Below are 24,494 nucleotides of genomic sequence, written 5' to 3' on the forward strand. Positions count from 1 at the left end.
CGCGATCCTATCCGCGCTGCCGCGAGCGCCGTCGACGATGCCGGATCGGCCCCGAATCGGACCCGCGAATTCCTTGTCCTTTCCCGCAGTCCGCGATAGAAACCGATCGACCGATGGGGAGGTGTGTCATGCGGACGAACATGGTCGCAGCGTTCGGGCTGGGTCTGGCGCTCGGCGTCGCCGCGCTGGCCGGCGGCGGCGAATTCGGCAAGGAGGTGGCGGTCCCGCGCCACCTCGCCGACGGCGAAGAGCTGACGATGGACCGCACGCAGTTGCTCAACCACGGGCAACTGCTCTTCGAGGCAATGTGGACCAACCAGGAGGGCGCCGGGCGGCCGCTGACCAAGGGCACCGGCAAGCCGCTCACCGCACCGGGCGATCCGCTGACCTTCCCGCGCAACTTCAATCGCATCTCGGCACCCGACGCGAACTCCTGTGTTGGCTGCCACAACCTGCCCCGCTCGGGCGGCGGCGGCGACATCGTCGCCAACGTCTTCGTGCTCGGTCAGCGCTTCGACCACGTCACCTTCGATCCGAACGACGCCACGCCGACCGGCGCCTCGCACGACGAGCGTGGGCAGTTCGCCCGGCTCGACGAGATCGCCAACAGCCGCTTGACCCTTGGCATGTTCGGCTCCGGCTACATCGAAATGCTGGCGCGCCAGATCACCCGCGATCTGCAGCGCCTGCGTGACGCGACGCCCGCCGGCGGCGCCACGCCGCTCATCGCCAAGGGGATTTCGTTCGGCACCCTCGCCCGGCGCGTCGACGGGAGATGGGAGGTCTCGGGCGTCGAGGGGCTCGGTGCAGCGAGCCTGGCCACCAGCGGTCCGGCGAATCCGCCCAGCCTCGTCGTTCGTCCGTTCCACCAGGCCGGCGCCGTGGTCTCGCTGCGCGAGTTCACCAACAACGCCTTCAATCACCACCACGGCATCCAGACCGAGGAGCGCTTCGGTCGCGGCGTCGACGCCGACGGCGACGGCTTCGTCGACGAGATGACGCGGGCGGACGTCACCGCCGTGACGCTCTGGCAGGCGACCCTGCCGCCGCCCGGACGGGTGATCGCGCGCTATCGCCCACTCGAAGAGGCGGTGCTGCTCGGCGAGCGGAAGTTCGCGGCGATCGGCTGCGCGGGTTGCCACGTCCCGTCGCTGCCGCTCGACGACTGGGGCTGGTTCTTCGTCGAACCGAACCCGTACAACCCGCCGGGGAACCTCCGTCCGGGCGATGCGCCCGAGCTCAAGGTGAACCTCAACAGCGAGTTCTTGCCCGGACCGCGGCTGCACGCCGACCACGGCGTCACCCAGGTCGCCGCCTTCACCGACTTCAAGCTGCACGACATCACGAGCGGTCCGGACGACCCGAACCGCGAGCCGCTCGACATGCATCAGGCGGCCGGCTCGGACCCGTTCTTCGCCGGCAACGGCAAGTTCCTCACCAAGAAGCTCTGGGGCGCCGCCAACGAGCCGCCGTACTTCCACCACGGCAAGTACACGACGATGCGCGAGGCGATCCTGGCTCACGCCGGCGAGGCCGCGTCCTCCGCGGCAGGGTTCCGGGCGCTCGCCGCAGCCGAGCAGGACGCCGTCATCGAATTCCTCAAGACGCTCCGCGTGCTGCCCGAGAACGCTTCGGGCCTGGTGCTCGACGAGAAGGGCCTGGCCCGTGAATGGCCCCCGGAGTGGGCGGCGAACTAGCCCGCGCACCCGGGAGAGAGGCCGCCGGCGCGGCGCCGCGGCCTCTCCGCTCCTCGCCCGGCGCCTCGCCTGAATTAGACTCGTCGAGCGAGGATCCGCCGAACTGCCATGCCGATCTACGAGTTCTACTGCCCCGACTGCCACACCGTCTTCAGCTTTTTCTCGGCCCGCATCGACATCGCGGCGCGCCCGGCCTGTCCGCAGTGCGGGCGACCCGAGCTCGGGCGGCGCCCGTCGCGCTTTGCCACGGTGTCGCGTCTCGGCTCGGGCAGCGAGGAGACCGAGGGTGAGTCGCCGATCCCCGGCCTCGACGAGTCGCGGATGGAGCAGGCGATGGAGCAGCTCGCCGGCGAGATGGAAGGGCTGGGCGGCATGGAGGGCGACGAGAGCCCCGACCCGCGCCAGCTCGCCCGCTTCATGCGGCGCTTCGGCGAAGTCTCGGGCCTCGAGCCGGGACCGAAGCTCGAGGAGATGCTGCACCAGCTCGAGAACGGCGCCGACCCGGATTCGTTCGACGACGAGCTCGGCGGCGACGAAGGCGACGACGCGGCGGCCTTCGCCGAGATGTTCAAGACGAAGCGCGCCGCGGGCGGCAAGCGCGGCGGCAAGCCGCGGATCGACGACACCCTTCACTTCCTGTGAGCGAGATCGGCGCGGGACCGCTGCTGTTCGACGAACGCCAGTGGCTGGCGGCATGGGCGCTCGGCCTGATGCTCGGGGCACCCCTGCCGGCACTCCTGCCGACTCTCTTCGTCGCCCCGGCGACCGTCACGTTCGCCATCGCCCTCGCCGTCGTCGGCATCGACCTCGGCGTCCTGCTCCTGCTCGGCACGATGCAGACCCGCGTCGACGCGCGAGGCCTCCACGTGAGCTTCGGCCTCTTCGGCTGGATCCGCTTCGACTTCCCGAAAGAGAACCTCCGCTCGGCGCTCGCCCGCCGCTACCGCCCGCTCGGCGAATTCGGCGGCTGGGGCATCCGCGGCTTCGGCACCCGCCGCGCCCTCAACATGCGCGGCAACGAGGGCGTGCAGATCGCCTACCTTCGCGACGGCCGCGACGCGACCGTCCTCGTCGGCTCGCAGCGCCCCCGGGAGCTCGAGCACGCACTGCGCCTGCTCGCCGTTCCGCCACCTCCCGAAAGGCCCTGACCGGCGGCTCGCGGCGGGCGTGGATCGCCTAGACTCCCGGCATGTCCTCGGAGAGCTGGCGCAACCCCATCCGGCCGTGGCCGCTCGCCCTCGGTCTGCTGGCGGGCCTGGCCGCCGGATTGGCGCTGGCGCTCGGCGATGCCGAGCTGCGGGCGGCGACGGGGCTGCGGCCGGCGCTGGCGGCGGGGGTCGCGGCGACGATGGCCTTCTGGTGGCTCACCGAGGCGTTGCCGATCCACTGGACGGCCTGTGTGCCGCTGCTCGCTTTCCCCGCGCTCTCGATCCTCGGCCCCAGCCTGGCGGTCAATCTGCGTGGCACGGCGATGGCCTATCTCGATCCGTACCTCTTCCTCTTCGCCGGCGGCATGGGGATCGCCGCGGCGATGCAGCGCTGGGATCTCCATCGACGAATCGCCCTGACGGTGATGCGGGCGATCGGCACCGACCCGCGCCATCTGCTCGCCGGCACGCTCTGCGCGACGGCGTTCGTCTCGCTCTGGATCAGCAACACGGCGACGGCGGCGATGATGCTGCCGATCGCCCTCGCCCTCGTCGTCCAGCTCGAGAGCCAGGTCGGCGGACGGCGACTCGCCTCCTTCGGCATGGCGTTGATGCTCGCCGTCGCCTACGGCTCGAACATCGGCGGCATCGGCACGAAGATCGGCACCGCACCGAATCTCCAGCTCGCCGGTTTCCTGGGGCGCATGGGCACCGAGGTCGGCTTTCTCCAGTTCCTCGCCATCGGATTGCCGTTCGTCGTGATGCTGCTGCCGATCGCGTGGTGGATGCTCTGGCGCATCGGCCGCCGCGACGAGCTCGGGCAGGTCGGCGCGCGCGAGGTCATCGCCCGCGAGCTCGCCGAGCTCGGGCCGATGGCGCGCCCCGAGAGGCTCGTGCTCGTCGTCTTCGCCCTCGCCGCCGCCGGATGGATCGCCAGCAAACAGTTGACCGAGATCTTCGCACCACGCCTCTCGGCCCTCTTCGGCGGCGCCAAGATCGGCTCGGCGCACCTCGAAGGCGGGATCGCCATGCTCGCCGCGTTGGCCCTGGTGCTCCTTCGCCACCGGAGTGAGCCGGTGCTCTCGCGGCGCGCCCTCGCTACCGTCCCGTGGGAGAGCCTGCTCCTGCTCGGCGGCGGCTTCGCGCTCGCCGCCGGCGTGCAGCAGAGCGGCCTCTCCGGCTGGCTCGGCGGACAGTTGCGCATCGTCTCGACGATGCCGCCGTTCTCGCAAGTGCTGCTCGCCAGCCTGATGACCGTGGCGCTTTCGGCCGTGGCCTCGAACACGGCAACGGTCGCCGTGATGCTCGTCGTGCTGCGTGACGCCGCGGCGCCGGCGATCCTGCCGAGCGTCCTCTTCGCCTCGACGATCGCCGCCTCCTGCGACTTCGCCTTGCCCGCCGGCACGCCGCCCAACGCCATCGTCTTCGGCAGCGGCTACGTGCGGATCCCGGTGATGGCCCGCACCGGCGTCCTGCTCGACCTCGTCGCCGCGCTGCTCGCGGCGGTGTGGTGCTACTTCGCTGTCCCCGCCGTGCTCGGCTTCTGACGCACCTCCCCACCCGAAAGAGTGGGGAGCTCTCCGACACGCGGCCGTGACCCGGCCGACCGCACCGCAGGCGTAGAATTGCTGGACCGAACCGCCGCCGGCCCGCCGACACCGAGCCGCGCCCTCGTCCGCTTGACATCCCTTCGAGAGGGGCCCTTCGATGACGCTTCGCCACTTCGCCACTCGGACATTCCGCCTCGTCCTCTTGCTCGCCGCCGTGTCCGCACCGCTGCACGCTCAGTGCGTCAGCCTCACCACCCTCGGCTCGGCATCGTCCCAGAACTTCGACACCCTCTCCAACACCGCCGGCAGCACGACCAATAACCTCACGATCACCGGCTGGTTCCTGACCGAGAGCGGCGGCGGAGCCCGCGACAACGAGCAGTACGGCGTCGACACCGGCGCCAGCAACACCGGCGACACTTACAGCTACGGCGCTGCCGCGGCGACCGACCGCGCCCTTGGCGGCTTGCAGAGTGGCACGCTCATCCCGATCGTCGGCGCATGCTTCACCAACAACTCGGGCAGCACGATCACCAGCCTGCAGATCGACTACACCGGCGAAGAATGGCGGCTGGGCACGGCTGCCCGCACCGATCAGATCAACTTCGAATACAGCACCACCGCCACCGACTTGGTGACCGGCACGTGGACCGGCGTGGCGGCGCTCAACTTCGTCACCCCCGTCACCGCGACCGCCGGTGCCAAAGACGGCAACCTGGCTGCGAACCGCACGGCTCTCTCGTCGACGATCCCGGCTCTTTCCATCGCCAACGGCGCGACCTTCTGGATCCGCTGGACGGACACCAATGCCTCCGGTGCGGACGACGGGCTCGCCGTCGACGACTTCTCGCTGACCCCGAACCCAGGTGGCGGCCCGGGCACACCCAACCTCTCGATCAACGACGTCACCCTCGCCGAAGGCAACGCCGGCACCACGACGTTCACCTTCACGGTGAGCCTCTCCTCCCCGGCCGGCGCCGGCGGCGTCGCTTTCGACATCGGCACCGCCGACAACACGGCGACGACTGCCAACAACGATTACGTCACGAGCTCCCTGACCGGCCAGACCATCGCGGCCGGCAACTCCACCTACAGCTTCAACGTCACCGTCAACGGCGACCTGACGCCGGAACCGAACGAGACCTTCTTCGTCAACGTGACCAACGTGACGGGCGCCACCGTCACCGACGGCCAGGGCACCGGCACGATCAACAACGACGACGTGACGCTGACGCCGATCCACAATATCCAGGGCCCGGGCGCGAGCTCGCCGATCGTCGGCGCCTCGGTGACCACGCGCGGCATCGTCACCGGCGTGAAGAGCAACGGCTTCTTCCTTCAGGAGCCCGACGCCAGCGTCGATGCCGACCCGGCGACCTCCGAAGGCGTCTTCGTCTTCACCTCGAGCGCACCCCCGGCAGCCGCGGTCGTCGGTGCCCTGGTCCAGGTGAGCGCCACGGTCGTGGAGTTCGTCCCGTCCGCCGACGCGCTCCAGCCGCCGCTGACGGAGCTGAGCTCGCCCACCGTCTCCCAGCTCAGCACCGGCAACCCGTTGCCGGCCGCGATCCCGCTGACCTCGACCTTCCCCGACCCGACCGGCGTGCACGACCAGCTCGAGCGGCTCGAGGGGATGCGCACCTCCGTCGCCTCGCTTACCGTCGTCGCACCGACTCAGGGCACGGTCAACGAAGCCAATGCGACTTCGACGAGCAACGGCGTCTTCTACGGTGTCGTCACCGGCGTCGCCCGTCCGTTCCGCGAGGCAGGAATCCAGGCTCCCGATCCGGCGCCGGCCGGCGGCAGCATCCCGCCGATCCCGCGCTTCGACTCCAACCCCGAACGGATCCGCGTCGACAGCGACGCGCTCACCGGCACGACGGCGCTCAACGTCGGCACCGGCGCGGTGATCACCGGCCTCGTCGGGCCGCTCGACTACACCTTCCGCACCTACACCATCCTGCCCGACCCGAGCGCGAATCCGGTCGTCACCGGCGGTCCGACGGCCACGGCGGTGACCAACCCGATCAGCCTCGAATTCACCGTCGCCTCGTTCAACCTCGAGCGCTTCTTCGACACCGTTGACGACCCGGGGGTCGGCGACCCGGTGCTGACCGCGACGGCGTTCAACAATCGGTTGACCAAGGCCTCGCTGGCGATCCGCAACTATCTGCGCATGCCGGACATCCTCGGCGTCATCGAGGTCGAGAACCTGACGACGCTGCAGGCGTTGGCGAATCGCATCAGCGTCGACGCTCTCGCCGCGTCGCAGCCGGACCCGCAGTACGTCGCCTACCTCGTCGAGGGCAACGACGTCGGCGGCATCGACGTCGGCTTCCTGGTCAAGAACGCTCCCGCGAGCAGCCTCAATCGTCACGTGACCGTGGGCGCCGTCGTACAGGAGCTCGCGAGCACCCTGTTCGTCAATCCCGACAGCTCGACTGAGCTGCTGAACGACCGGCCGACCCTGCGCCTGACCGGGACGGTCGACCACGCCAACGGCGCGAGCTTCGCCGTCACGGTCCTGGTCAATCACTTGCGCTCGCTCAACGGCGTCAACGACGAGTCCGCCGGCACGAACGGCTGGTCGACGGTCGGCGCCCGCGTGCGCGCCAAGCGGCTGGCGCAGGCGGTCGACCTCGCCGGGCTGATCCAGGCCCGCCAGGTCGCCACGCCGACCGAGCGCATCGTCGTCATCGGCGACTTCAACGCCTTCGAAGTCAACGACGGCCTCGCCGACACGATGGACGTGATCGCCGGCACGCCGGTGCCCGACAACCAGACGGCGGTGCCGGGCGACGGCGTCGACCTGGTCAACCCCGATCTCATCAACCTCTTCTCGACTCCGCCCGCCGCGGAGCGCTACTCCTACAGCTTCGACGGCAACGCGCAGACGATCGACCACATCCTGATCAACGGCCAGGTGGCGTCGAGCGTCGTCGCCTACCGCGAAGAGCATCCGCGCCTCGACGCCGACTTCCCGGAGACCGACCGCAACAACGCGGCGAGCGCGACCCGCCTCTCGGATCACGACCCGGTCGTCGCCTACTTCCAGGTCGCCGGATTTGCGTCCGCCGACCTCGGGGTGACCAAGACCGATTCTCCGGACCCGGTCACCGCCGGAGCCAATCTCACCTACACCGTGACGGTGCAGAACCTCGGCCCGGACACGGCCACGAGCGCTGCCTGGAGCGACACGCTCCCCGCCGGCACCACCTTCGTCTCCCTGGCGTCGGCGGCGGGCTGGAGCTGCACCACGCCGGCCGTCGGCAGCGGTGGCACGGTGACCTGCACGCGCGCCTCCTTCGGCCTGGCTTCCGACGTCTTCACGCTCGTCGCGGCGGTCGATCCAGGCGTCGCTGCCGGCACCGTCCTCTCGAATACGGCGGCGGCCACGTCGGCCACCGCGGACCCGCAGGCGGCCAACAACAGCGCCACGGCGACGACGACCGTCGCCGGCTTCGCCGACCTCTCGCTGACCAAGACCGACGCTCCCGACCCGGTCAATGCTGGCCAGAACCTGGTCTACACGATCACGGTGAGCAACGAGGGACCGAGCAGCGCGGCGACGGTCGCGATGACCGACCCGCTGCCTGCCAACACCACGTTCGTCTCGCTCGGCGTACCCGGGGGTTGGAGTTGCACGACCCCCGCGGTCGGTGCCGCCGGGACGGTGAGCTGCTCGATCGGCAGCTTCCCGGCCGGCAGCGCCGTCTTCACGCTCACCGTGCAGGTGAGCGCCGGCGCCGTCTCCGGGTCGCTGCTGACCAACGTCGCCACCGTCACCTCGGCGACGCCGGATCCCCATGTCGGCAGCGAAAGCGACACCTCGGTAACGACCGTCGGCGTCGGCGCCCCCGAGCTCGCGCTCGTCCTCGCCGACACCACCGATCCGGTGACCATCGGTCAGAGCCTGACCTACACGATCGACGTCACCAACGCCCTGCCCTCGGCCACCACGCCGACCCTCACCTTCCCGCTCCCGGCCGGGCTCGGATTCACCTCGCTGGTCGCCCCCGGAGGGTGGAGCTGCACCACGCCGGCGGTCGGAGCAGGCGGCACGATCTCCTGCTCGGCAGCCAGCCTCAGCGTCGGGCTGACGACCTTCCAGGCGACGACCCAAGTCGCCACCTCGTGGGCCGCCGGCGCCACGATCAACGCCACCGCGTCGCTTGCCGTCGACGACAGCGGTCGCCCGGTCGTGGCCACGGACGACGAGGCCACCGGCGTGCGGGCGCCGGCGAGCCTTGCCGCCACGAAGAGCGTCGCCGGTGACTTCACCGCCGGCGGCTTCATCACCTACACCCTCGTCGTCACCAACGCCGGACCGGGCGCGCTCCTCGACCTGCCCGGCGACGAGCTCAGCGACACCCTGCCGGCCTCGCTCGACCTCGTCTCGGCCTCCGCCGATGCAGGGACCGCGGTGGCCGTGACCGCCAGCAACCTCGTGACCTGGAACGGAACGATCCCGGCGGGCGGCACGGTGACGGTGACCATCACCGCGCGGATCCTCGCCAGCACCGGCACCAGCATCTCCAACCAGGCGACGATCGCCTGGGACGGCGACGGGGACGGGGCCTCGAACGAAGCGACCGGCGTCAGCGACGACCCGGGGACGGCGGCGGGCGGCGACCCGACGTCCTTCACCGTCGCGACGGCCCAGTCGGTGATCGAGATCCCGACCCTCGACGCGGCCGGGCTCGCCCTGCTGGCTCTGCTGCTGGCTCTGGCTGGCGCCGTGGCTCTGCGGCGCCGGCCCGCGTGAGCCGCCGATGAGTTGAGACGGGAGAGGTCTCGTTGAGTGATGCGGCCCGGGGGAACCCGGGCCGCACGCATTTCGGGGCGTCTCCACTCGGCTTCCGCCCGCCCACAACCGCCCCCGGGGGCGGTATCATGCGCACTTCCCGATCAGCCCGCGAGAGGACCCACCCGATGAAGCTCTGCCGATTCCGCACCCTGGCCCCGTGTGCCGTCGCGACTCGCCTCGCCATCGCTGCGCTCTTCGCCGCGGTCGCCGCCGCACCGGCCGCCGGGCAGTGCGTCAGCCTGACGACGTTGGGCTCCGCCGCCACCCAGAACTTCGACACCCTCTCCAACACGGCGGGCAGCACGACGAACAACCTGACGATCACCGGCTGGTTCATGACCGAGTCCGGCGGCGGTGCGCGCGACAACGAGCAGTACGCCGTCGACACCGGGGCCAGCACCACCGGCGACACCTACAGCTACGGCGCGGCGGCGAGCACCGAGCGCGCGCTCGGCCAACTGCGCAGCGGCACCCTGATCCCGCTCTTCGGCGCCTGCTTCACCAACAACACCGGCGCGACGATCACCAGCCTCGCGATCGCCTACAACGGCGAGGAATGGCGTCTGGGGACCGCGGCGCGCACCGACCAAGTCAACTTCGAATACAGCTTGAACGCCACGGACCTGGTGACGGGGACTTGGACCAATGTCGCAGCGCTCAACTTCGTCACTCCGGACACCGCGACCACCGGTGCCAAGAACGGCAACGCGGCCGCGGATCGCACGGCGCTCTCCTCGACCATCTCCTCGCTCACCATCCCCAACGGCGCGACGTTCTGGATCCGCTGGAACGACACCGACGCCAGCGGCGCCGACGACGGTCTGGCGGTCGACGACTTCTCGCTGACGCCGCAAGCGGTCGTGGTGCCCAATCTGACGATCAACGACGTCTCGCTCAACGAAGGCAATGCCGGCACCACCAGCTTCACCTTCACGGTGAGCCTTTCGGCACCGGCGGGCGCTGGCGGCGTGACCTTCGACATCGCAACCGCCAACGGCACGGCGACCCAGCCGGTCGACTACACGCAGAAGACACTTACCAGCCAGACGATTCCCGCCGGCAGCTCGACCTACAGCTTCACCGTCCTGGTCAACGGCGATACCACGCCGGAGACCAACGAGACCTTCTTCGTCAACGTCACCAACGTCACCGGAGCCACCGTCACCGACGGCCAGGGCCAGGGGACGATCGTCAACGACGACGTCGCGCCCAACCTCACGATCAATGACGTCTCACTCAACGAGGGGAACGCCGGCACGACGACGTTCACCTTCACGGTGAGCCTCTCGGCGCCCGCTCCGACAGGTGGCACGACGTTCGACATCGCCACGGCCGACAACACCGCCGTCCAGCCGGGCGACTACACGCAGAAGACGCTCACCAGCCAGACGATCCCCGCCGGCAGCTCGACCTACACCTTCGACGTGCTGGTCAACGGCGACACGACGCCGGAGACCGACGAGAGCTTCTTCGTCAACGTCACCAACGCCACCAACGCGATCGTCACCGACGGCCAGGGCCAGGGGACGATCGTCAACGACGACATCACGCTCATCCACGACGTGCAGGGCAACGGCGCCGCGACGCCGATTCCGGGCAGCACCGTGACCGTCCAGGGCGTCGTCGTTGCCAACTTCCAGGGCACCGGGAAGCTCTCCGGCTTCTTCCTGCAGGAGGAGGATGCCGACGCCGACGCCGATCCGGCGACCTCGGAGGGGGTCTTCATCTTCTGCAACACCTGCCCGACCCCTGTCGCCGAAGGGCAGCGGGTGAGGGCCACCGGCGTCGTCTCCGAGTTCAGCAACCTGACCGAGATCACTGCCAGCACGGCCGGCTCGGTCGTCGTCGCCGATGCCGGGAACCATCTCGCCGAGGTGACACCGTCGCCGATCGATCTGCCGATCGCCGGCGTCGTCGACGACTACTACGAGGCCCGCGAGGGGATGAAGGTGACCTTCGTCGATACGCTGACAGTCTCGGAGTACTTCGAGCTGGGGCGCTACGGCCAGATCATCCTCTACGAAGGTGGGCGTCCACGCCAGTTCACGGAAGCCAACCTTCCGAGCGTGGCGGGCAACACGGCCTGGGCCGACACCCTTCTGCGCCACCGCGTCATCCTCGACGACGACAACAACGCGCAGGAGTGGTACCTGACCACCTCGAGCCCGGCCGGCCCGGCCGACGGCCTGCAGTTCGTCTACTACCCGCGTGCCAACGGCGGCTTCTCGGTCGGCACCCAGGGAACCGACTTCTTCCGCGGCGGCGACCTGGTCAACGGGTTGACCGGCGTCCTGCACTGGTCGTTCGCCGGCCAGACCGGGACCGACGCGTGGCGCATTCGCCCCACCAGCGCCAACCCGGCCACCTTCACCGTCGCCAATCCGCGCCCGGCGACACCCCCGGCGGTGGGCGGCGCGATTCGCGCGGTGGGGATGAACCTGCTCAACTACTTCACCACCATCGACACCACCGCCAGCAACAGCACCGGCCCCTGCGGCCCGAGCGGAACGGTCGACTGCCGCGGCGCCGACAGCGTCGCCGAGCTCAATCGCCAACGCGAACGGGCGTCGATCGTCATCTGCACGCTCAATGCCGACGTCTTCGGCTTCGCCGAGCTCGAGAACACCACGGCGAGCGCCTCGATCACCGACCTGCTCGGGGCGGTCAACGCCCGCTGCGGCGGCGCCCACCCGTACGCCTTCGTCAACACCGGCGGGACGCTCGGCACCGACGCCATCCGCGTGCAGCAGATCTACCGCACCGGCATCGTCTCGCCGGTCGGCTCGCCACTCGTCGATCTCGACCCGATCCACAATCGGCCGCCGACCGCCCAGACCTTCGACGTCGTCGACGCCACGAACCCGGCGTTCGGCAAGCGCTTCACGGTGATCATCAATCACTTCAAGTCCAAGGGCTCGAGCGCCGGCCTGCCGGGCGATGCCGACATCGGCGACGGACAGGGCTTCTCGAACGCGACGCGGGTGGCGCAGGCCAATCGCCTTCTCACCTGGATCAGCTCGACGGTGGTTCCTGCCGCGGGCGATCCCGACGTTCTCCTGCTCGGCGATTTCAACGCCTACGCCAAGGAAGATCCGATCACCGCCTTGGCGAGCGGCGGATTCAGCGACCTCGAGACCGTCTTCCACGGTGCCAACGCCTACTCCTATCTCTTCGACGGCCAGTTGGGGCATCTCGACTACGCCCTGGCGAACGCGTCGCTCCTGTCGCAGGTGACCGGCGCCGACGCCTGGCACATCAACGCCGACGAGGTCGACCTCTTCGACTACAACGACGAGATCCGCGACTCCCCCGGCGAGTCGACTTTCGAGGAGAAGCCCGACGGCTCGGCCCTGGTGCCACCGCGTGTCGTCTTCCAGCCGGCCTCGCCGTATCGCGCTTCGGACCACGACCCGGTGGTCGTCGGCCTGTTCCCGATCGCGGATCTCTCGATTACCAAGACGGACGGGGTCGCGACGGCGACGCCGGGCGGCTCGGTGACCTACACGATCACCGCCTCGAACGCCGGCCCCGATGCCGACGCGGGCGCCACGGTCGCCGACACCTTCCCGGCGACGTTGACCTGCACCTGGACCTGCGTCGGCGCGGGCGGCGGCACCTGTTCCGCCGCCGGCTCGGGCAACCTCAACAACACCGTCGGCCTGCCCGCGGGCGGCAGCGTCACCTTCACGGCGAGCTGCTCGATCTCCGCCGGCGCCACCGGCACGCTCTCGAACACCGCGACCGTCTCCGGTGGCTCGACCTCCGACCCGAACGCGGCCAACAACAGCGCCACTGACACCGACACGTTGACGCCACAGGCCAACCTCGCGATCACCAAGACCGACGGCGTGACCAGCGCGACGGCGGGTGGGTCGACGACCTACACGATCACGGCGAGCAACGCCGGTCCGAGCAATGCCTCGGGCGCGACGGTGGCCGACACCTTCCCGGCCTCGCTGACCTGCACCTGGACCTGCGTCGGCGCGGGCGGCGGCACCTGCACCGCCTCCGGCTCGGGCAACATCAACAACACGGTGAATCTCCCGAGCGGTGGCAGCGTCACCTACACCGCGAGCTGCACGATCTCGGCCGCGGCCACCGGCACGCTGTCGAACACCGCCACCGTCGCCGCACCGGCCGGCGTCACCGACCCGACCCCCGGCAACAACAGCGCCACCGACAGCGACACGCTCGCCGCGTCGGCCGACCTCGCGATCACCAAGACCGACGGCGTGACGACCGCAACCGCCGGCGGCAGCGTCACCTACACGATCACCGCGAGCAACGCCGGCCCGAGCAACGCCTCCGGCGCGACGGTGGCCGACACCTTCCCGGCCTCGCTCACCTGCACCTGGACCTGCGTCGGCGCGGGCGGCGGCACCTGCACCGCTTCCGGCTCGGGCAACATCAACGACACCGTAAATCTCCCGAGCGGTGGCAGCGTCACCTACACCGCGAGCTGCACCATCTCGGCCGCGGCCACCGGCACGCTGTCCAACACCGCCACCGTCGCCGCGCCGGCCGGCGTCACCGATCCGACGCCCGGCAACAACAGCGCCACCGACAGCGACACGCTCGCCGCGTCGGCGGATCTGTCGATCACCAAGACCGACGGCGTGACGACCGCAACCGCCGGCGGCAGCGTCACCTACACGATCACCGCGAGCAACACCGGCCCGAGCAACGCCTCGGGCGCGACGGTGGCCGACACCTTCCCGGCCTCGCTCACCTGCACCTGGACCTGCGTCGGCGCGGGCGGCGGCACCTGCACCGCCTCCGGCTCGGGCAACATCAACGACACCGTAAATCTCCCGAGCGGTGGCAGCGTTACCTACACCGCGAGCTGCACCATCTCGGCCGCGGCCACCGGCACGCTGTCCAACACCGCCACCGTCGCCGCGCCGGCCGGCGTGACCGATCCGACCCCCGGCAACAACAGCGCCACCGACAGCGACACTCTGCTGCCGCCGCCGACAATCTCCATCGCGGGCACCAAGACCGTGACCGGCACCTACGCGGTCGGCGGCACGGTCACCTACACTGTCGACCTGACCAACGCCGGACCGGGTACCCAGACCGACAATCCGGGCAACGAGCTGACCGACGCGCTCCCTGCGACGCTGGCGCTCGTCGCCGCCAGTGCAACGAGCGGAACGGCGGTGGCGGATCTGGGCACCAACACGGTGACCTGGAACGGCGGCCTGGCGGCCGGGGGAACGGTGACCATCACAATCACCGCCACGATTCTCCCGACGGCGATCGGGCAGACGGTTGCCAACCAGGCTGCCATCGCCTACGACGGCGACGGCAACGGCAGCAACGAAGCAACGGCCACCACGGACGATCCAGGGCTCCCCGGATCCGCAGATGTGACCATCTTCGCGGTCCCCGGCATCCTCGAGATTCCAACCCTCGACCTGCGTGGGCTCGGGCTGCTCGCCCTGCTGCTCGCGGCGCTCGGTGCCTGGAGACTCCGCCGCCGGCCCGCCTGAGACGGTCGTACCACCCGACAACGACAACGGCCCGGAAGTCCCGGGCCGTTGTTTTTTTCGACACCACCCCCTCCCCACCCGGGCATGCGGCTGCCACCCTCGAGGGTGGGCCTGTCATTTCGCTGGGAGCGTACCCTTGGAGAGCCATGTTCCAGCTCTCCCGCTCCGACCTCGACACCCTTCTGACTCTCTTGCGCCAGCGCGGATACGCCGTGGTGGGACCCACGGTCCGCGATCGCGCCGTCGTCTATGACGAGATCGAGTCGACTCGCGACCTGCCCGAAGGCTGGACCGACGAGCAGAGCGCCGGCCGGTATCGACTCGCTCACGGCTCCAACCGCGCGCTCTTCGGCTACGTCGTCGGGCCGCACTCCTGGAAGCGCTTCCTGCATCCGCCGGCACTGCGGCTCTGGCGCGCCAAGCGCAGTGACCGCGGCGACCGCGGAACGGTCTTCGAGGGCGAGGAGCGCACGCCGCGGCGTTTCGCCTTCTTCGGCGTCCGCCCTTGTGAGATCGCGGCGATCGCGCGGCAGGACCGCGTCTTCCTCGGCGGCCCGTTCGTCGAACCCACCTACCGCGGCAACCGGGAAGGCCTCTTCGTCGTCGCGGTCCACTGCACGGAGCCGAAGGGCTCCTGCTTCTGCGCCTCGATGGGCACCGGTCCCCGAGCCGGCGGCGGTTTCGACATCGCGCTGACCGAACTGCTTTCCGACGGCCGGGAGCCGACCTATCTCGCCGAGCCCGGCAGCGACCGCGGCGCCGAGCTGCTCGCCGAGCTCTCGCCCGCCGAAGCGAGCGCCGAGCTCTGCGCGCGTGCCGAAGACGAGGTGTCGCGGGCGTCCGAGCGGATGGGCCGGTCGCTCGCCACCGACGGACTCAAGGAGGTTCTCGAACGCAGCTACGAGAGCCCGCGCTGGGCGGAGGTGGCCAAGCGCTGCCTCTCCTGCGCCAACTGCACGATGGTCTGCCCGACCTGCTTCTGCGCCAACGTCGAGGACACGACCGATCTGGCCGGCGCCACCGCTGAACGCTGGCGGCGCTGGGATTCCTGCTTCACCACCGATTTCTCCTATCTCCACGGCGGCGCGGTCCGCTTCAGCCCGGAGTCGCGCTACCGCCAGTGGCTCGTCCACAAGCTCGGAACCTGGTTCGACCAGTTCGGCACCTCCGGCTGCGTCGGGTGCGGACGGTGCATCACCTGGTGTCCGGCAGCGATCGACATCACCGAGGAAGCGCGCGCGCTCCAGACGGCCGACGCCAAGCGGCGGCCGCGGGCGCTGGGAGGAGAAAGCGCATGAGCCAGAAGGGCATCGACACCCTGCTCGCCGAGCACGCCGTCTTCGCCGGGCTGCCGGACGCCGACATCAAGTTCATCGCCGGCTGCGCCGAGAACGTGAAGTTCGACGCCGGCGAGTACCTCTTCCACGACGGCGGCGAAGCCAACCACTTCTTCCTGCTGCGCTACGGCCAGGTGGCGATCCAGGTCTACGCCCCGGGCAAGGGGTCCCTGACCGTCGCCACGTTCAGTCAGGGCGACATCGTCGGCTGGTCCTGGCTCTTCCCGCCGTACCGCTGGCACTTCGACGCCAAGGCCACCGACCTCGTCCGCGCCGTCTCCTTCGACGGCGCTTGCCTCCGACGCAAGACCGAGGACAACCCGGCACTCGGCCACGAGTTGATGAAGCGGTTCGCTCGCCTCATCGTCGACCGGCTCGAGGCCACCCAACTGCAACTGCTCGACCTCTATGCAGACCAACCCGCCAGTCGCTGAACGACTCGCTCCGGCCGCTGACCCGATGCTCCCGGTGCCCTACCGGGTCGAGGGGGTGCGCTCGGAGACCTACGACACCGCCACGCTCGAGATGCGGCCGCTCGCCAGCCCGCCGCTGGTTTTCCAACCGGGCCAGTTCAACATGCTCTACCTCTTCGGCAGCGGCGAGGTGCCGATCTCGATCAGCGGCGATCCCGCCCGACCGACCAGCCTGGTCCATACGCTGCGCGCCGTCGGCACGGTGACCCGCGGTCTCTGCGCTCTCCGCACCGGCGCCACGGTGGGAATCCGCGGCCCGTTCGGCACCGCCTGGCCGATGGCCGAGGCCCGCGGGCGCGACGTGGTCCTGGTAGCCGGAGGCATCGGCCTCGCGCCGCTGCGGCCGGCGATCTACCACCTGCTCGCCAACCGCGCCCAGTACGGTCGCATCACCATCCTCTACGGCGCCCGCAGCACCCAGGACATGCTCTTCAAGAAGGAGCTCGAGCGCTGGCGCAGCCGGCTCGACATCGAAGTCCAGGTGACGCTCGACCGCGCGTCGACCGACTGGCAGGGACAGGTCGGCGTCGTCACCCAGCTCGTCCGGCGCGCCGGTTTCTATCCGCCCGACACGATCGCGATGACCTGCGGCCCGGAGATCATGATCCGCTTCGCCGTCCGCGAGCTGCTCGGCCGCGGCGTGCCCGACGAACAGGTCTTCGTCTCGCTCGAACGCAACATGAAGTGCGCCGTCGGCTTCTGCGGCCACTGTCAGTTCGGGTCCGACTTCGTCTGCAAGGACGGACCGGTCTTCGCCTATCCACGCGTCGAGACGCTGTTCGGGCTCTGGGAGGTCTGATGGCCAAGGACAAGCGTCCCAAGCTCGCCGTCTGGAAGTTCGCTTCTTGCGACGGCTGCCAGCTCTCGCTGCTCAACTGCGAGGAGGAGCTGCTCGACGTCGTCGGCGCCGTCCACGTCGCCAACTTCCTCGAGGCCTCCCGCGAAGTCGTCGAAGGACCCTACGACCTCTCCCTCGTCGAAGGCTCGATCACCACGCCCCACGACGCCGAACGCATCCACAAGGTGCGCCGGATGTCGAAGTTCCTCGTCACCATCGGCGCCTGCGCCACCGCCGGCGGCATCCAGGCCCTGCGCAATTTCAAGAACGTCAAGCAGTTCATCACCGCGGTCTACGCCAACCCTTCGTACATCGACACGCTCGGCAAGTCGACGCCGATCGCCGACCACGTCCGGGTCGACTACGAGTTGCGCGGCTGCCCGATCAGCAAGTCGCAGTTGCTCGAGGTGGTGAGCGCCTACCTGCACGGCCGCAAACCCAACACGCCGCCGCACAGCGTCTGCATGGAATGCAAGCGGCGCGGCACCGTTTGCGTCATGGTCGGCCACGACACACCCTGCCTCGGACCGGTAACCCAGGCCGGCTGCGGCGCCCTCTGCCCCTCCTTCCACCGCGGCTGCTACGGCTGCTTCGGGCCCAAGGAAACCCCAAACACCGGCTCGATCGCCGAACGCTGGCTGGCGATGGGGACCGAGGAGCGCGACATCGTGCGGGTCTTCCGCGGCTTCAACGCCTTCTCCGAACCGTTCCGCCAGGAAAGCGAAGCTCATGAGCGCCACCCGTAAGTCCACCCCCGAAGCCCGCAAGGGCAGCGGTCGCACCGCCAAACCCGCCGTGGCGGCCAAGCCCGCGACCGTCGCCAAGGCTCCGGTCAAGCAGCAGGCCAAGGCGAGCCCGAAGGCGGCGCCACCCAAGAAGTCGCGGAAGATCACTGTCGAAGCCCTGGCGCGGGTGGAGGGCGAGGGAGCCCTCGACCTCCGCGTGCGCGGTGACAAGGTCACCGAGGCGAGGCTACGCATCTACGAGCCGCCCCGCTTCTTCGAGGCGTTCCTGCGCGGTCGCAAGTTCACCGAAGCGCCGGACATCACCGCTCGCATCTGCGGCATCTGCCCGATCGCCTACCAGATGAGCTCCTGCCATGCGATGGAGCAGATCTGCGGCGTGACCGTCGGCGGTCAGTTGCGCGCCCTGCGCCGGCTCATCTACTGCGGCGAATGGATCGAAAGCCACGCGCTCCACGTCTACCTGCTGCACGCACCCGACTTCCTCGGCTACCAGAGCGCCATCCACATGGCCGCCGATCATGTCGAACTGGTGCAGCAGGGGCTCGAGCTCAAGAAGGTCGGCAACGACCTGATGGACGTCGTCGGCGGTCGCTCCGTGCACCCGGTCAACGTCCGGGTGGGCGGCTTCTACCGTGCGCCGTCCCGTACGGAGCTCACCGCCATGGTGCCGCGGCTCGAGCGGGCGCTCGAGCTCTCGCTCGCCACGGCGAAGCTCACCTCGACCCTGCCGTTCCCGGAGTTCACCATGGACTACGAGTTCATGGCGCTCCGCCATCCTGACGAATACCCGCTCAACGAGGGGCGTCTCGCCACCAGCCGCGGTCTCGACATTCCGCTCGAGGACTACGAAAAGCACTTCGCCGAGGAGCACGTCGCGCACTCCAACGCCCTGCAGGGAGTGCACTCCGGCAAGGGGCCCTACCACGTCGGCCCACTCGCCCGATACAACCTGAACTTCGACCGGCTCGGCCCGGCGGCCCGCGAAGCCGCCGCGCTCGCCGGACTCGGCCAGGTCGAACGCAATCCGTTCAAGAGCATCGCGGTGCGCGCCGTCGAGCTGGCCTTCGCCTGCGAGGAGGCGCTGCGCATCATCGCCGCCTACGAGGAACCGGAGACCTCGTTCGTCCCCGTCGAACCGCGAGAGGGCGTCGGCTACGGCTGCACCGAGGCGCCGCGTGGCATCTGCTTCCACCGCTACAAGATCGACGCGAAGGGCGACATCCTCGAAGCCAAGATCGTGCCGCCGACCTCGCAGAACCAGAAGCAGATCGAGGCCGACCTCGTCGCTTTCGCCGAGGCCCACCTCGACCTCTCCGACGAGAAGCTCACCTGGGTGCTCGAGCAGGCGATCCGCAACTACGATCCCTGCATCTCGTGCGCCACGCACTTCCTGAAGCTGCGGATCGCGCGGGAGTGACTGCCTCCTCCTCTCGCTCCCCCACCGCTGCACCGCGCGCCGTCGTCCTGGCCCTCGGCAACGAGTGGCGCCAGGACGACGGCGCCGGACTTTTCGTCGCCGACCTGCTCGATCGCTCGCCTGCCGGCCGCCTGCCCGCCGGCGTCGTCCTCCGCCGGGCACGAGGGGAGCTCGCCGAGGTGCTCGACGCTCTCGCCGTCGCTCCGCGGCTGGTGGCGATCGACGCGGCGAGCTCCGGCGCACCTGCCGGCACCCTGCACCGCCACGATCTTGCCGACGGACCGCTCCCCGCCGAGCTCGCCGGCCTGTCGAGTCACGGGCTCGGCCTTGCCGAGGCTCTGGCGCTCGCGGCCCGTCTCCGGCAGACCTTGCCGCGGATCACGGTCGTCGCCGTCGAGGGCGCGGTCTTCGGGCAAGGGTCAGGACTCAGCCCGGCGGTCGAACGAGCATGCCATCGCGCCGCCGAGCTCACGCTCGCGGTGCTCGACGAGTAGCGGTTTCGTTCAGGCGGGAACGACCGGCGGAGCCGGTGCCGTGCCCTGGATCGCGGCGGCGGTGTAGGCGGCGAGTACCTCGTCGGTCGCCCCGTCGCCCCGCACCATGCCCTTGTCGATCCAGATGGCACGCGTGCAGTTGCGGGCCACGAACTCGGGGGCGTGGGAGACCAGCAGGAAGGTGGTGCCGGAGGCCCGCAGCTCGGCCATGCGAGCCTCGCATTTCTTGGCAAAGCCGGCGTCGCCCACGGCGAAGACCTCGTCGAGCACCAGCACGTCGGGACGCCAGGCGGTGGCGATGGCGAACCCCAGCCGCGCCATCATGCCGCTCGAGAAGTTGCGCAGCGGCGAATGGATGAAGTCGCCGATCTCGGCGAAATCGACGATCGCATCCAGTCGCTCGACGATCTCCCGGCGCCGCCGGCCGAGCAGCAGGGCGTTGAGGAAGATGTTCTCGAAGCCGGTCAGCTCGCGGTCGAAGCCGCTGCCGAGCTCGAGGATCGGAGACACCGCGCCGCGCGTCTCGGCATGTCCGGAGGTCGGCTCGAGAACTCGCGAGATGACCTTGAGCAGCGTGCTCTTCCCCGCGCCGTTCCTCCCGACCACCCCCACGGCATCGCCGGCCTCCACCTCGAAGGAGACGTCGCGCAGTGCCCACAGCGGCTCGTACTTGAGCGCACCGCGCATCCAGTGGATCGCATACTCCTTGAGCGAGGGGATCCGCTGCCGCGCCAGGCGGTAGCAGACCGAAACGCCGTCCAGACGAATTGCGGGGGAGCTCATCGGGTCAAACGAAGTAGTTGATCCGGTGACGGGCGCGACGGAAGGCGAGCACGCCGACGACGAAGGCGATCAGCGAGACGCCAACCGCGACGGTGATGTGCTCGATCGGCGGGACCTTGCCGTAGAAGAGCGGGTCGCGGAAGATCTCGAGGATCGACCGCACGGGGTTGTAGCGCACCACCCAGCGCCACTTCTCGGGCACGATCTGCATCGGGTACATGACCGGCGTGAGGAACATGAGCGCGGTCATCACCACGCCGACCATCTCGACGACGTCGTAGAAGAACACCGAGAGCGGCGCGAGGAGCAACCCCGCTCCGAGGGTGAAGACTCCCGCGATGAGGATGGCGACCGGCAGGAAAAGGAGCGAGGCGTGCAGCGGGTGCCCGGTCACCACGAGCACACCGAGCAAGGGGACGAGGGCGAACACCAGATTCACCAGTCCGGCGATCACGGTGGCGAGGGGGAAGACGGCGATCGGCACCGGGAGCTTCTGGATCAGCCCCGCGTTGCCACGCAGGCTGTTCATCGAGGTGACGATCCCCTGGGAGAAGAAGTTCCAGAAGAGCACCCCGGAGAGGACGTAGACCGGATAGTTGGCGACGTTGAAGCGAAAGGCGGTGGAGAAGGCGATGTGCAGCACCGCCATCATCATCAGCGGCTGCAGCATCGTCCAGACGAAACCCATCGCCGAACGGCGATAGCGCACCTTGAGCTCGCGTTTGACCAGCTCGACGACCAGGTCGCGATAGTCGAGCACTCCCAGCAGTCGCGGTCGCATAAGGCGCCGGCATTGTATCCCGCCGCCGGCCTGCTCCGCAGTGTCGCGCCTCTCGCCGTCCCCGCGGCCAGCGAATAGACTGTGAGAGCTCCGCATGCCTCGCCCATGAACCCACCAACGACACCGCGCCCACCCTCGCCGCCAGGCCGCCATGCGGCGCTCCGGCGGCTCGAACCGCTGCGCGCGCTCGCCTTCGAGGCGCCGCTCTCGGCGCGCGTCGTCGGCAGTTGCATGGCGCCGCTGCTGACCGACGGAATGCGAATCGAGGTTCGCGCCCGCCGCGTCTACTTCCCCGGCGACCTGATCGCCTTCGCCGCCGGCGACGGACTCTTCGTGCACCGCTTCCTCGGCTACGCCTGGAAGGGGCGGCTGCTGTTGCTGAGCCAGGCCGACAACGCTTCGCGGCGGGACGCCGTGATCGACGCCGATCGGGTCCTCGGCCGGGTCTGCGGTGGCGAGGCGCCACCGCGCGCCATCGCGGTCCCGCTCGCCGACCGGTTGCGCGCCAGCGCCTTGTGGGTGAAGTGGTGCGCTTCCCGCCTGCTCGCCGGAGGCGATCGGTGAGCTTCGGCGAGCGGTTCCTCCAGTACCCCGATCTCTTCCCGCTGCGCGCCAGCGGCGAGCGTTGGGGCGATCAGCGGTTGTCGCTCGACATTGCCGGCGGGCCCTACGTCGTCGCCGGCCTCTCGGCCGAGCTCGCCGCAGCGGTGACCGCGCGTTTCGCACCGCTCGTCGGCGACCCGGTCGGGTCCCAGGCGACCGACATCGACGTCTTCCGCGTCGCCGCGTCCGACTTCCGGAAGATCGAGACGGCCGGCTGGGAGTACCAGCTCGACTTCGATTTCTCCGCGGACGGCTTGCGACTCGCCGGGCTCGACCTGATGGGACGCCTCTCGCCTCTGCCGCTCGGCGGCGCGGCGCTCTGGACCTCTTCCGGTGACGCCCCGCACTTCCTCGGCGCCTTCGAGAATCTGCTACGCGTGTTGACCGCCTATCGTCTGCTCGCGGCGGGCGGCGTCCTGCTGCACAGTGCCGGTATCCTCGCGGGCGGAAAGGCCTACGTGTTCTTCGGCCATTCCGGCGCGGGCAAGACGACCTTCTCCGCCCTCTCGGCCGTCGAGGGTCACGACGTCCTCTCCGACGAGCTCAATCTCCTCTGGCCCACGCCCGAGGGCGTGATCGTCGAATCGCTCCCCTTCGCCGGCGACTTCGGCCAGCACTGTCGGCCGCGCTCGCGCTTCCCGCTCGGCGGGATCTTCGCGCTCGAGAAGGGCCCGGCGGCCAGGCGGCCGCTCTCCTTCGCCCGCAGCGTCGCCGCCCTCGCCGCCTGTTCTCCGGTGGTGAACGTCGACCCGTTCCGCACGACGGCCCTCTGGGACAACCTCGAGCGTCTCGCCCGAGCGGCTCGTCCGGAGGCATTGGCCTTCGAGCTCGGGCGCGCCCCCTGGGATATGCTGATTTCGTGAGCGCACCGCCCCGGCTCGACCTCGACAGCGTGCTGCGCCTGCGCCGCGATGTCCGCTATCGCCTGCTCGACGGCGAAGCCGTCGTCGTCATCCAGGGCAGCGCCGAGGTGCTCGGCTTGAACGGCGTCGGCAGCCGCGTGCTGACGCTGCTCGACGGCCGCACCTCGCTGCGGAGCGCCGTCGAACAGCTCGTCAGCGAGTACGAAGTCGAGCCTGCCCGCCTGACCGACGAAGTGCTCGCCTTCGGTGCCGAGTTGGCCGCCGCCGGCATCGTCGAGCCGAGCGAGCCCCTGGCCTCCGAGGCGGCGCCGGTCGCCGTCACGCCGTGAGCGGTTTCAGCGAGCGGGTCCTTGCCGCCTGGCGCGGCAATCATCTGCTCTCCGTGATGCTGGAGCTGACCTACCGCTGCAATCTCGATTGCTTTTTCTGTTACAACGACGTCGCGCTGCGCGGCCGCCCGCTCTCGACCGAACGCTACCTGCAGCTCTTCGAAGAGCTCGCCGAGCTGCAGGTTCTCAACCTGGTGCTCACCGGCGGTGAACCGCTAGCGCATCCCGACTTCCTGCGCCTCGGCCGCGCCGCCCGCGAGCTCGGCTTCGTCGTGCGGGTCAAGTCGAACGGGCACGCCCTGCGTGGCGAGCTCGCCCGGCGACTGCGCGACGAAGTCGACCCATTCCTCGTCGAGACCTCGCTGCACGGCGCCTGTGCGGCCACCCACGACCGCCAGACGCGTGTCCCGGGCAGCTTCGAGCGCCTGCTCGCCAACCTTGCCGAGATGCGTCACCTCGGCCTGCGGGTCAAGCTGAACGCGACGCTCACCGCCTGGAACGAGGGCGAGATCGCCGAGATGTACGCACTCGCCAGCGATCTCGGGCTGCCGCTCGCCTTCGATCCCGAGGTGACGCCGCGCGACGACGGCAGCCGGGAGCCGCTGTCGATCGCCCCGTCGCGCGCCGGGATGCGGCGTCTCTACGAGCTCCAGATGGCCGGCGATCCGGTCGGGGGAGAGGCGGTGGAGATTGCTCCGCAAGGTGACGGTGTCGTTCCGGCCGTCGGCGGAGGCAAGCACTGCGGGGCCGGCTCGTCGGGACTGACGATCGACCCCTACGGCAACGTGTACCCCTGCGTCCAGTGGCGACGCCCGGCGGGCAACCTGCACGAGTCGACGTTGCAGGAGATCTGGACCGGTTCGAAGGCCCTCGCCGAGGTGCGCGAGCTGTCGACAGCGGTGGCGACGCGGCTCGCCCAGGGCGGCCCCGGCTTCGCCCTCGGCGGATTCTGCCCGGGAACCGCCGAATCGGTGACCGGCGATCCGCTGGCGGTCTACCCGGCGATGGAAGAGCGTCGGGCCCTGCTCGGCGAGTTGCACGCAGCACGACGCTCGAAGGCGCTGCGCATTCTGCCTTGAGGTGCCGGCGACCACCGGCACCGATCCAGAGTCCTCAGGACGAGACTGGCCCGATCGGAC

At 69.7% G+C, this 24,494-nt stretch carries 18 protein-coding genes; 16 read left to right on the plus strand and 2 right to left on the minus strand.

Annotated elements, in window-relative coordinates; genetic code table 11:
• Window positions 1-128 precede the first annotated feature (128 nt).
• From IPJ17_20395 to IPJ17_20450, 12 genes are all read left to right on the plus strand, one after another.
• The gene (locus IPJ17_20395) at window positions 129-1,697 is read left to right on the plus strand and encodes a thiol oxidoreductase (GenBank protein QQR73798.1); all 1,569 of its coding nucleotides are present in this window, start codon (window positions 129-131) and stop codon (window positions 1,695-1,697) included.
• Window positions 1,698-1,805: 108 nt separating this feature from the next.
• Window positions 1,806-2,339 carry a zinc ribbon domain-containing protein gene (locus IPJ17_20400; GenBank protein QQR73799.1) on the plus strand — a complete coding sequence of 178 codons (534 nt, stop codon included), beginning with the start codon at window positions 1,806-1,808 and terminating at the stop codon, window positions 2,337-2,339.
• Window positions 2,336-2,845, plus strand: coding sequence for a hypothetical protein (locus tag IPJ17_20405; protein QQR73800.1), 510 nt, complete (start codon window positions 2,336-2,338; stop codon window positions 2,843-2,845). Before IPJ17_20400 ends, IPJ17_20405 begins: the two co-directional genes overlap by 4 nt.
• Before the next feature lie 41 nt (window positions 2,846-2,886).
• Window positions 2,887-4,392 (plus strand): SLC13 family permease, encoded by a 1,506-nt coding sequence (locus IPJ17_20410; protein QQR73801.1) that lies wholly within the window; start codon window positions 2,887-2,889, stop codon window positions 4,390-4,392.
• A gap of 160 nt (window positions 4,393-4,552) precedes the next feature.
• Window positions 4,553-9,157 (plus strand): IPTL-CTERM sorting domain-containing protein, encoded by a 4,605-nt coding sequence (locus IPJ17_20415; protein QQR73802.1) that lies wholly within the window; start codon window positions 4,553-4,555, stop codon window positions 9,155-9,157.
• A 167-nt stretch (window positions 9,158-9,324) separates the two neighbouring features.
• The gene (locus tag IPJ17_20420) at window positions 9,325-14,691 is read left to right on the plus strand and encodes an ExeM/NucH family extracellular endonuclease (protein QQR73803.1); all 5,367 of its coding nucleotides are present in this window, start codon (window positions 9,325-9,327) and stop codon (window positions 14,689-14,691) included.
• A gap of 146 nt (window positions 14,692-14,837) precedes the next feature.
• Entirely contained in the window at window positions 14,838-15,989 is a 1,152-nt protein-coding gene (locus IPJ17_20425; protein QQR73804.1) for a 4Fe-4S dicluster domain-containing protein, read from the plus strand.
• Window positions 15,986-16,462 (plus strand): cyclic nucleotide-binding domain-containing protein, encoded by a 477-nt coding sequence (locus IPJ17_20430; protein QQR73805.1) that lies wholly within the window; start codon window positions 15,986-15,988, stop codon window positions 16,460-16,462. Before IPJ17_20425 ends, IPJ17_20430 begins: the two co-directional genes overlap by 4 nt.
• Window positions 16,437-17,300, plus strand: coding sequence for an FAD/NAD(P)-binding protein (locus IPJ17_20435; GenBank protein QQR73806.1), 864 nt, complete (start codon window positions 16,437-16,439; stop codon window positions 17,298-17,300). Before IPJ17_20430 ends, IPJ17_20435 begins: the two co-directional genes overlap by 26 nt.
• Window positions 17,300-18,085 carry an oxidoreductase gene (locus tag IPJ17_20440; GenBank protein QQR73807.1) on the plus strand — a complete coding sequence of 262 codons (786 nt, stop codon included), beginning with the start codon at window positions 17,300-17,302 and terminating at the stop codon, window positions 18,083-18,085. Before IPJ17_20435 ends, IPJ17_20440 begins: the two co-directional genes overlap by 1 nt.
• Window positions 18,069-19,502: a Ni/Fe hydrogenase subunit alpha gene (locus IPJ17_20445; protein ID QQR73808.1), complete on the plus strand. Its 1,434-nt coding sequence runs from the start codon at window positions 18,069-18,071 to the stop codon at window positions 19,500-19,502. The genes IPJ17_20440 and IPJ17_20445 overlap by 17 nt, the downstream gene beginning before the upstream one ends.
• Window positions 19,499-19,996: a hydrogenase maturation protease gene (locus IPJ17_20450; GenBank protein ID QQR73809.1), complete on the plus strand. Its 498-nt coding sequence runs from the start codon at window positions 19,499-19,501 to the stop codon at window positions 19,994-19,996. Before IPJ17_20445 ends, IPJ17_20450 begins: the two co-directional genes overlap by 4 nt.
• A gap of 9 nt (window positions 19,997-20,005) precedes the next feature.
• On the opposite strand, the gene IPJ17_20455 is transcribed toward IPJ17_20450, so the two are convergent.
• Together IPJ17_20455 and IPJ17_20460 are read right to left on the minus strand one after the other, a co-directional pair.
• Entirely contained in the window at window positions 20,006-20,779 is a 774-nt protein-coding gene (locus IPJ17_20455) for an ABC transporter ATP-binding protein (GenBank protein QQR73810.1), read from the minus strand.
• Between the two features lie 4 nt (window positions 20,780-20,783).
• Window positions 20,784-21,560, minus strand: coding sequence for an ABC transporter permease (locus IPJ17_20460; protein ID QQR73811.1), 777 nt, complete (start codon window positions 21,558-21,560; stop codon window positions 20,784-20,786).
• A gap of 105 nt (window positions 21,561-21,665) precedes the next feature.
• Here IPJ17_20460 and IPJ17_20465 point away from each other — a divergent pair, with 105 nt between their 5' ends.
• Genes IPJ17_20465 through IPJ17_20480 form a run of 4 tightly spaced genes read left to right on the plus strand, consistent with a single transcriptional unit; the run spans window position 21,666 to window position 24,434 of the window.
• Window positions 21,666-22,124, plus strand: coding sequence for a S24/S26 family peptidase (locus tag IPJ17_20465; protein QQR73812.1), 459 nt, complete (start codon window positions 21,666-21,668; stop codon window positions 22,122-22,124).
• A complete protein-coding gene (locus IPJ17_20470; GenBank protein QQR73813.1) occupies window positions 22,121-23,026 on the plus strand; it encodes a hypothetical protein in 906 nt (301 codons plus the stop codon). The genes IPJ17_20465 and IPJ17_20470 overlap by 4 nt, the downstream gene beginning before the upstream one ends.
• Window positions 23,023-23,355, plus strand: coding sequence for a PqqD family protein (locus tag IPJ17_20475; GenBank protein QQR73814.1), 333 nt, complete (start codon window positions 23,023-23,025; stop codon window positions 23,353-23,355). Before IPJ17_20470 ends, IPJ17_20475 begins: the two co-directional genes overlap by 4 nt.
• A complete protein-coding gene (locus IPJ17_20480; protein QQR73815.1) occupies window positions 23,352-24,434 on the plus strand; it encodes a radical SAM protein in 1,083 nt (360 codons plus the stop codon). Before IPJ17_20475 ends, IPJ17_20480 begins: the two co-directional genes overlap by 4 nt.
• The last annotated feature ends 60 nt before the right edge of the window (window positions 24,435-24,494 follow it).

The organism is Holophagales bacterium (assembly GCA_016699405.1).
Taxonomy (GTDB): Bacteria; Acidobacteriota; Thermoanaerobaculia; order Multivoradales; family JAGPDF01; genus JAAYLR01.

What these genes read in the sequence shown, in the direction of transcription:
- IPJ17_20410 (QQR73801.1), top strand. Translation starts at nt 2,887, where the DNA reads ATGTCCTCGGAGAGCTGGCGCAACCCCATCCGGCCGTGGCCGCTCGCC.
- IPJ17_20420 (QQR73803.1), top strand. Translation starts at nt 9,325, where the DNA reads ATGAAGCTCTGCCGATTCCGCACCCTGGCCCCGTGTGCCGTCGCGACT.
- IPJ17_20465 (QQR73812.1), top strand. Translation starts at nt 21,666, where the DNA reads ATGAACCCACCAACGACACCGCGCCCACCCTCGCCGCCAGGCCGCCAT.
- IPJ17_20460 (QQR73811.1), bottom strand. Translation starts at nt 21,560, where the DNA reads ATGCGACCGCGACTGCTGGGAGTGCTCGACTATCGCGACCTGGTCGTC.
- IPJ17_20415 (QQR73802.1), top strand. Translation starts at nt 4,553, where the DNA reads ATGACGCTTCGCCACTTCGCCACTCGGACATTCCGCCTCGTCCTCTTG.
- IPJ17_20425 (QQR73804.1), top strand. Translation starts at nt 14,838, where the DNA reads ATGTTCCAGCTCTCCCGCTCCGACCTCGACACCCTTCTGACTCTCTTG.
- IPJ17_20455 (QQR73810.1), bottom strand. Translation starts at nt 20,779, where the DNA reads ATGAGCTCCCCCGCAATTCGTCTGGACGGCGTTTCGGTCTGCTACCGC.
- IPJ17_20430 (QQR73805.1), top strand. Translation starts at nt 15,986, where the DNA reads ATGAGCCAGAAGGGCATCGACACCCTGCTCGCCGAGCACGCCGTCTTC.
- IPJ17_20445 (QQR73808.1), top strand. Translation starts at nt 18,069, where the DNA reads ATGAGCGCCACCCGTAAGTCCACCCCCGAAGCCCGCAAGGGCAGCGGT.
- IPJ17_20440 (QQR73807.1), top strand. Translation starts at nt 17,300, where the DNA reads ATGGCCAAGGACAAGCGTCCCAAGCTCGCCGTCTGGAAGTTCGCTTCT.
- IPJ17_20435 (QQR73806.1), top strand. Translation starts at nt 16,437, where the DNA reads ATGCAGACCAACCCGCCAGTCGCTGAACGACTCGCTCCGGCCGCTGAC.
- IPJ17_20400 (QQR73799.1), top strand. Translation starts at nt 1,806, where the DNA reads ATGCCGATCTACGAGTTCTACTGCCCCGACTGCCACACCGTCTTCAGC.
- IPJ17_20395 (QQR73798.1), top strand. Translation starts at nt 129, where the DNA reads ATGCGGACGAACATGGTCGCAGCGTTCGGGCTGGGTCTGGCGCTCGGC.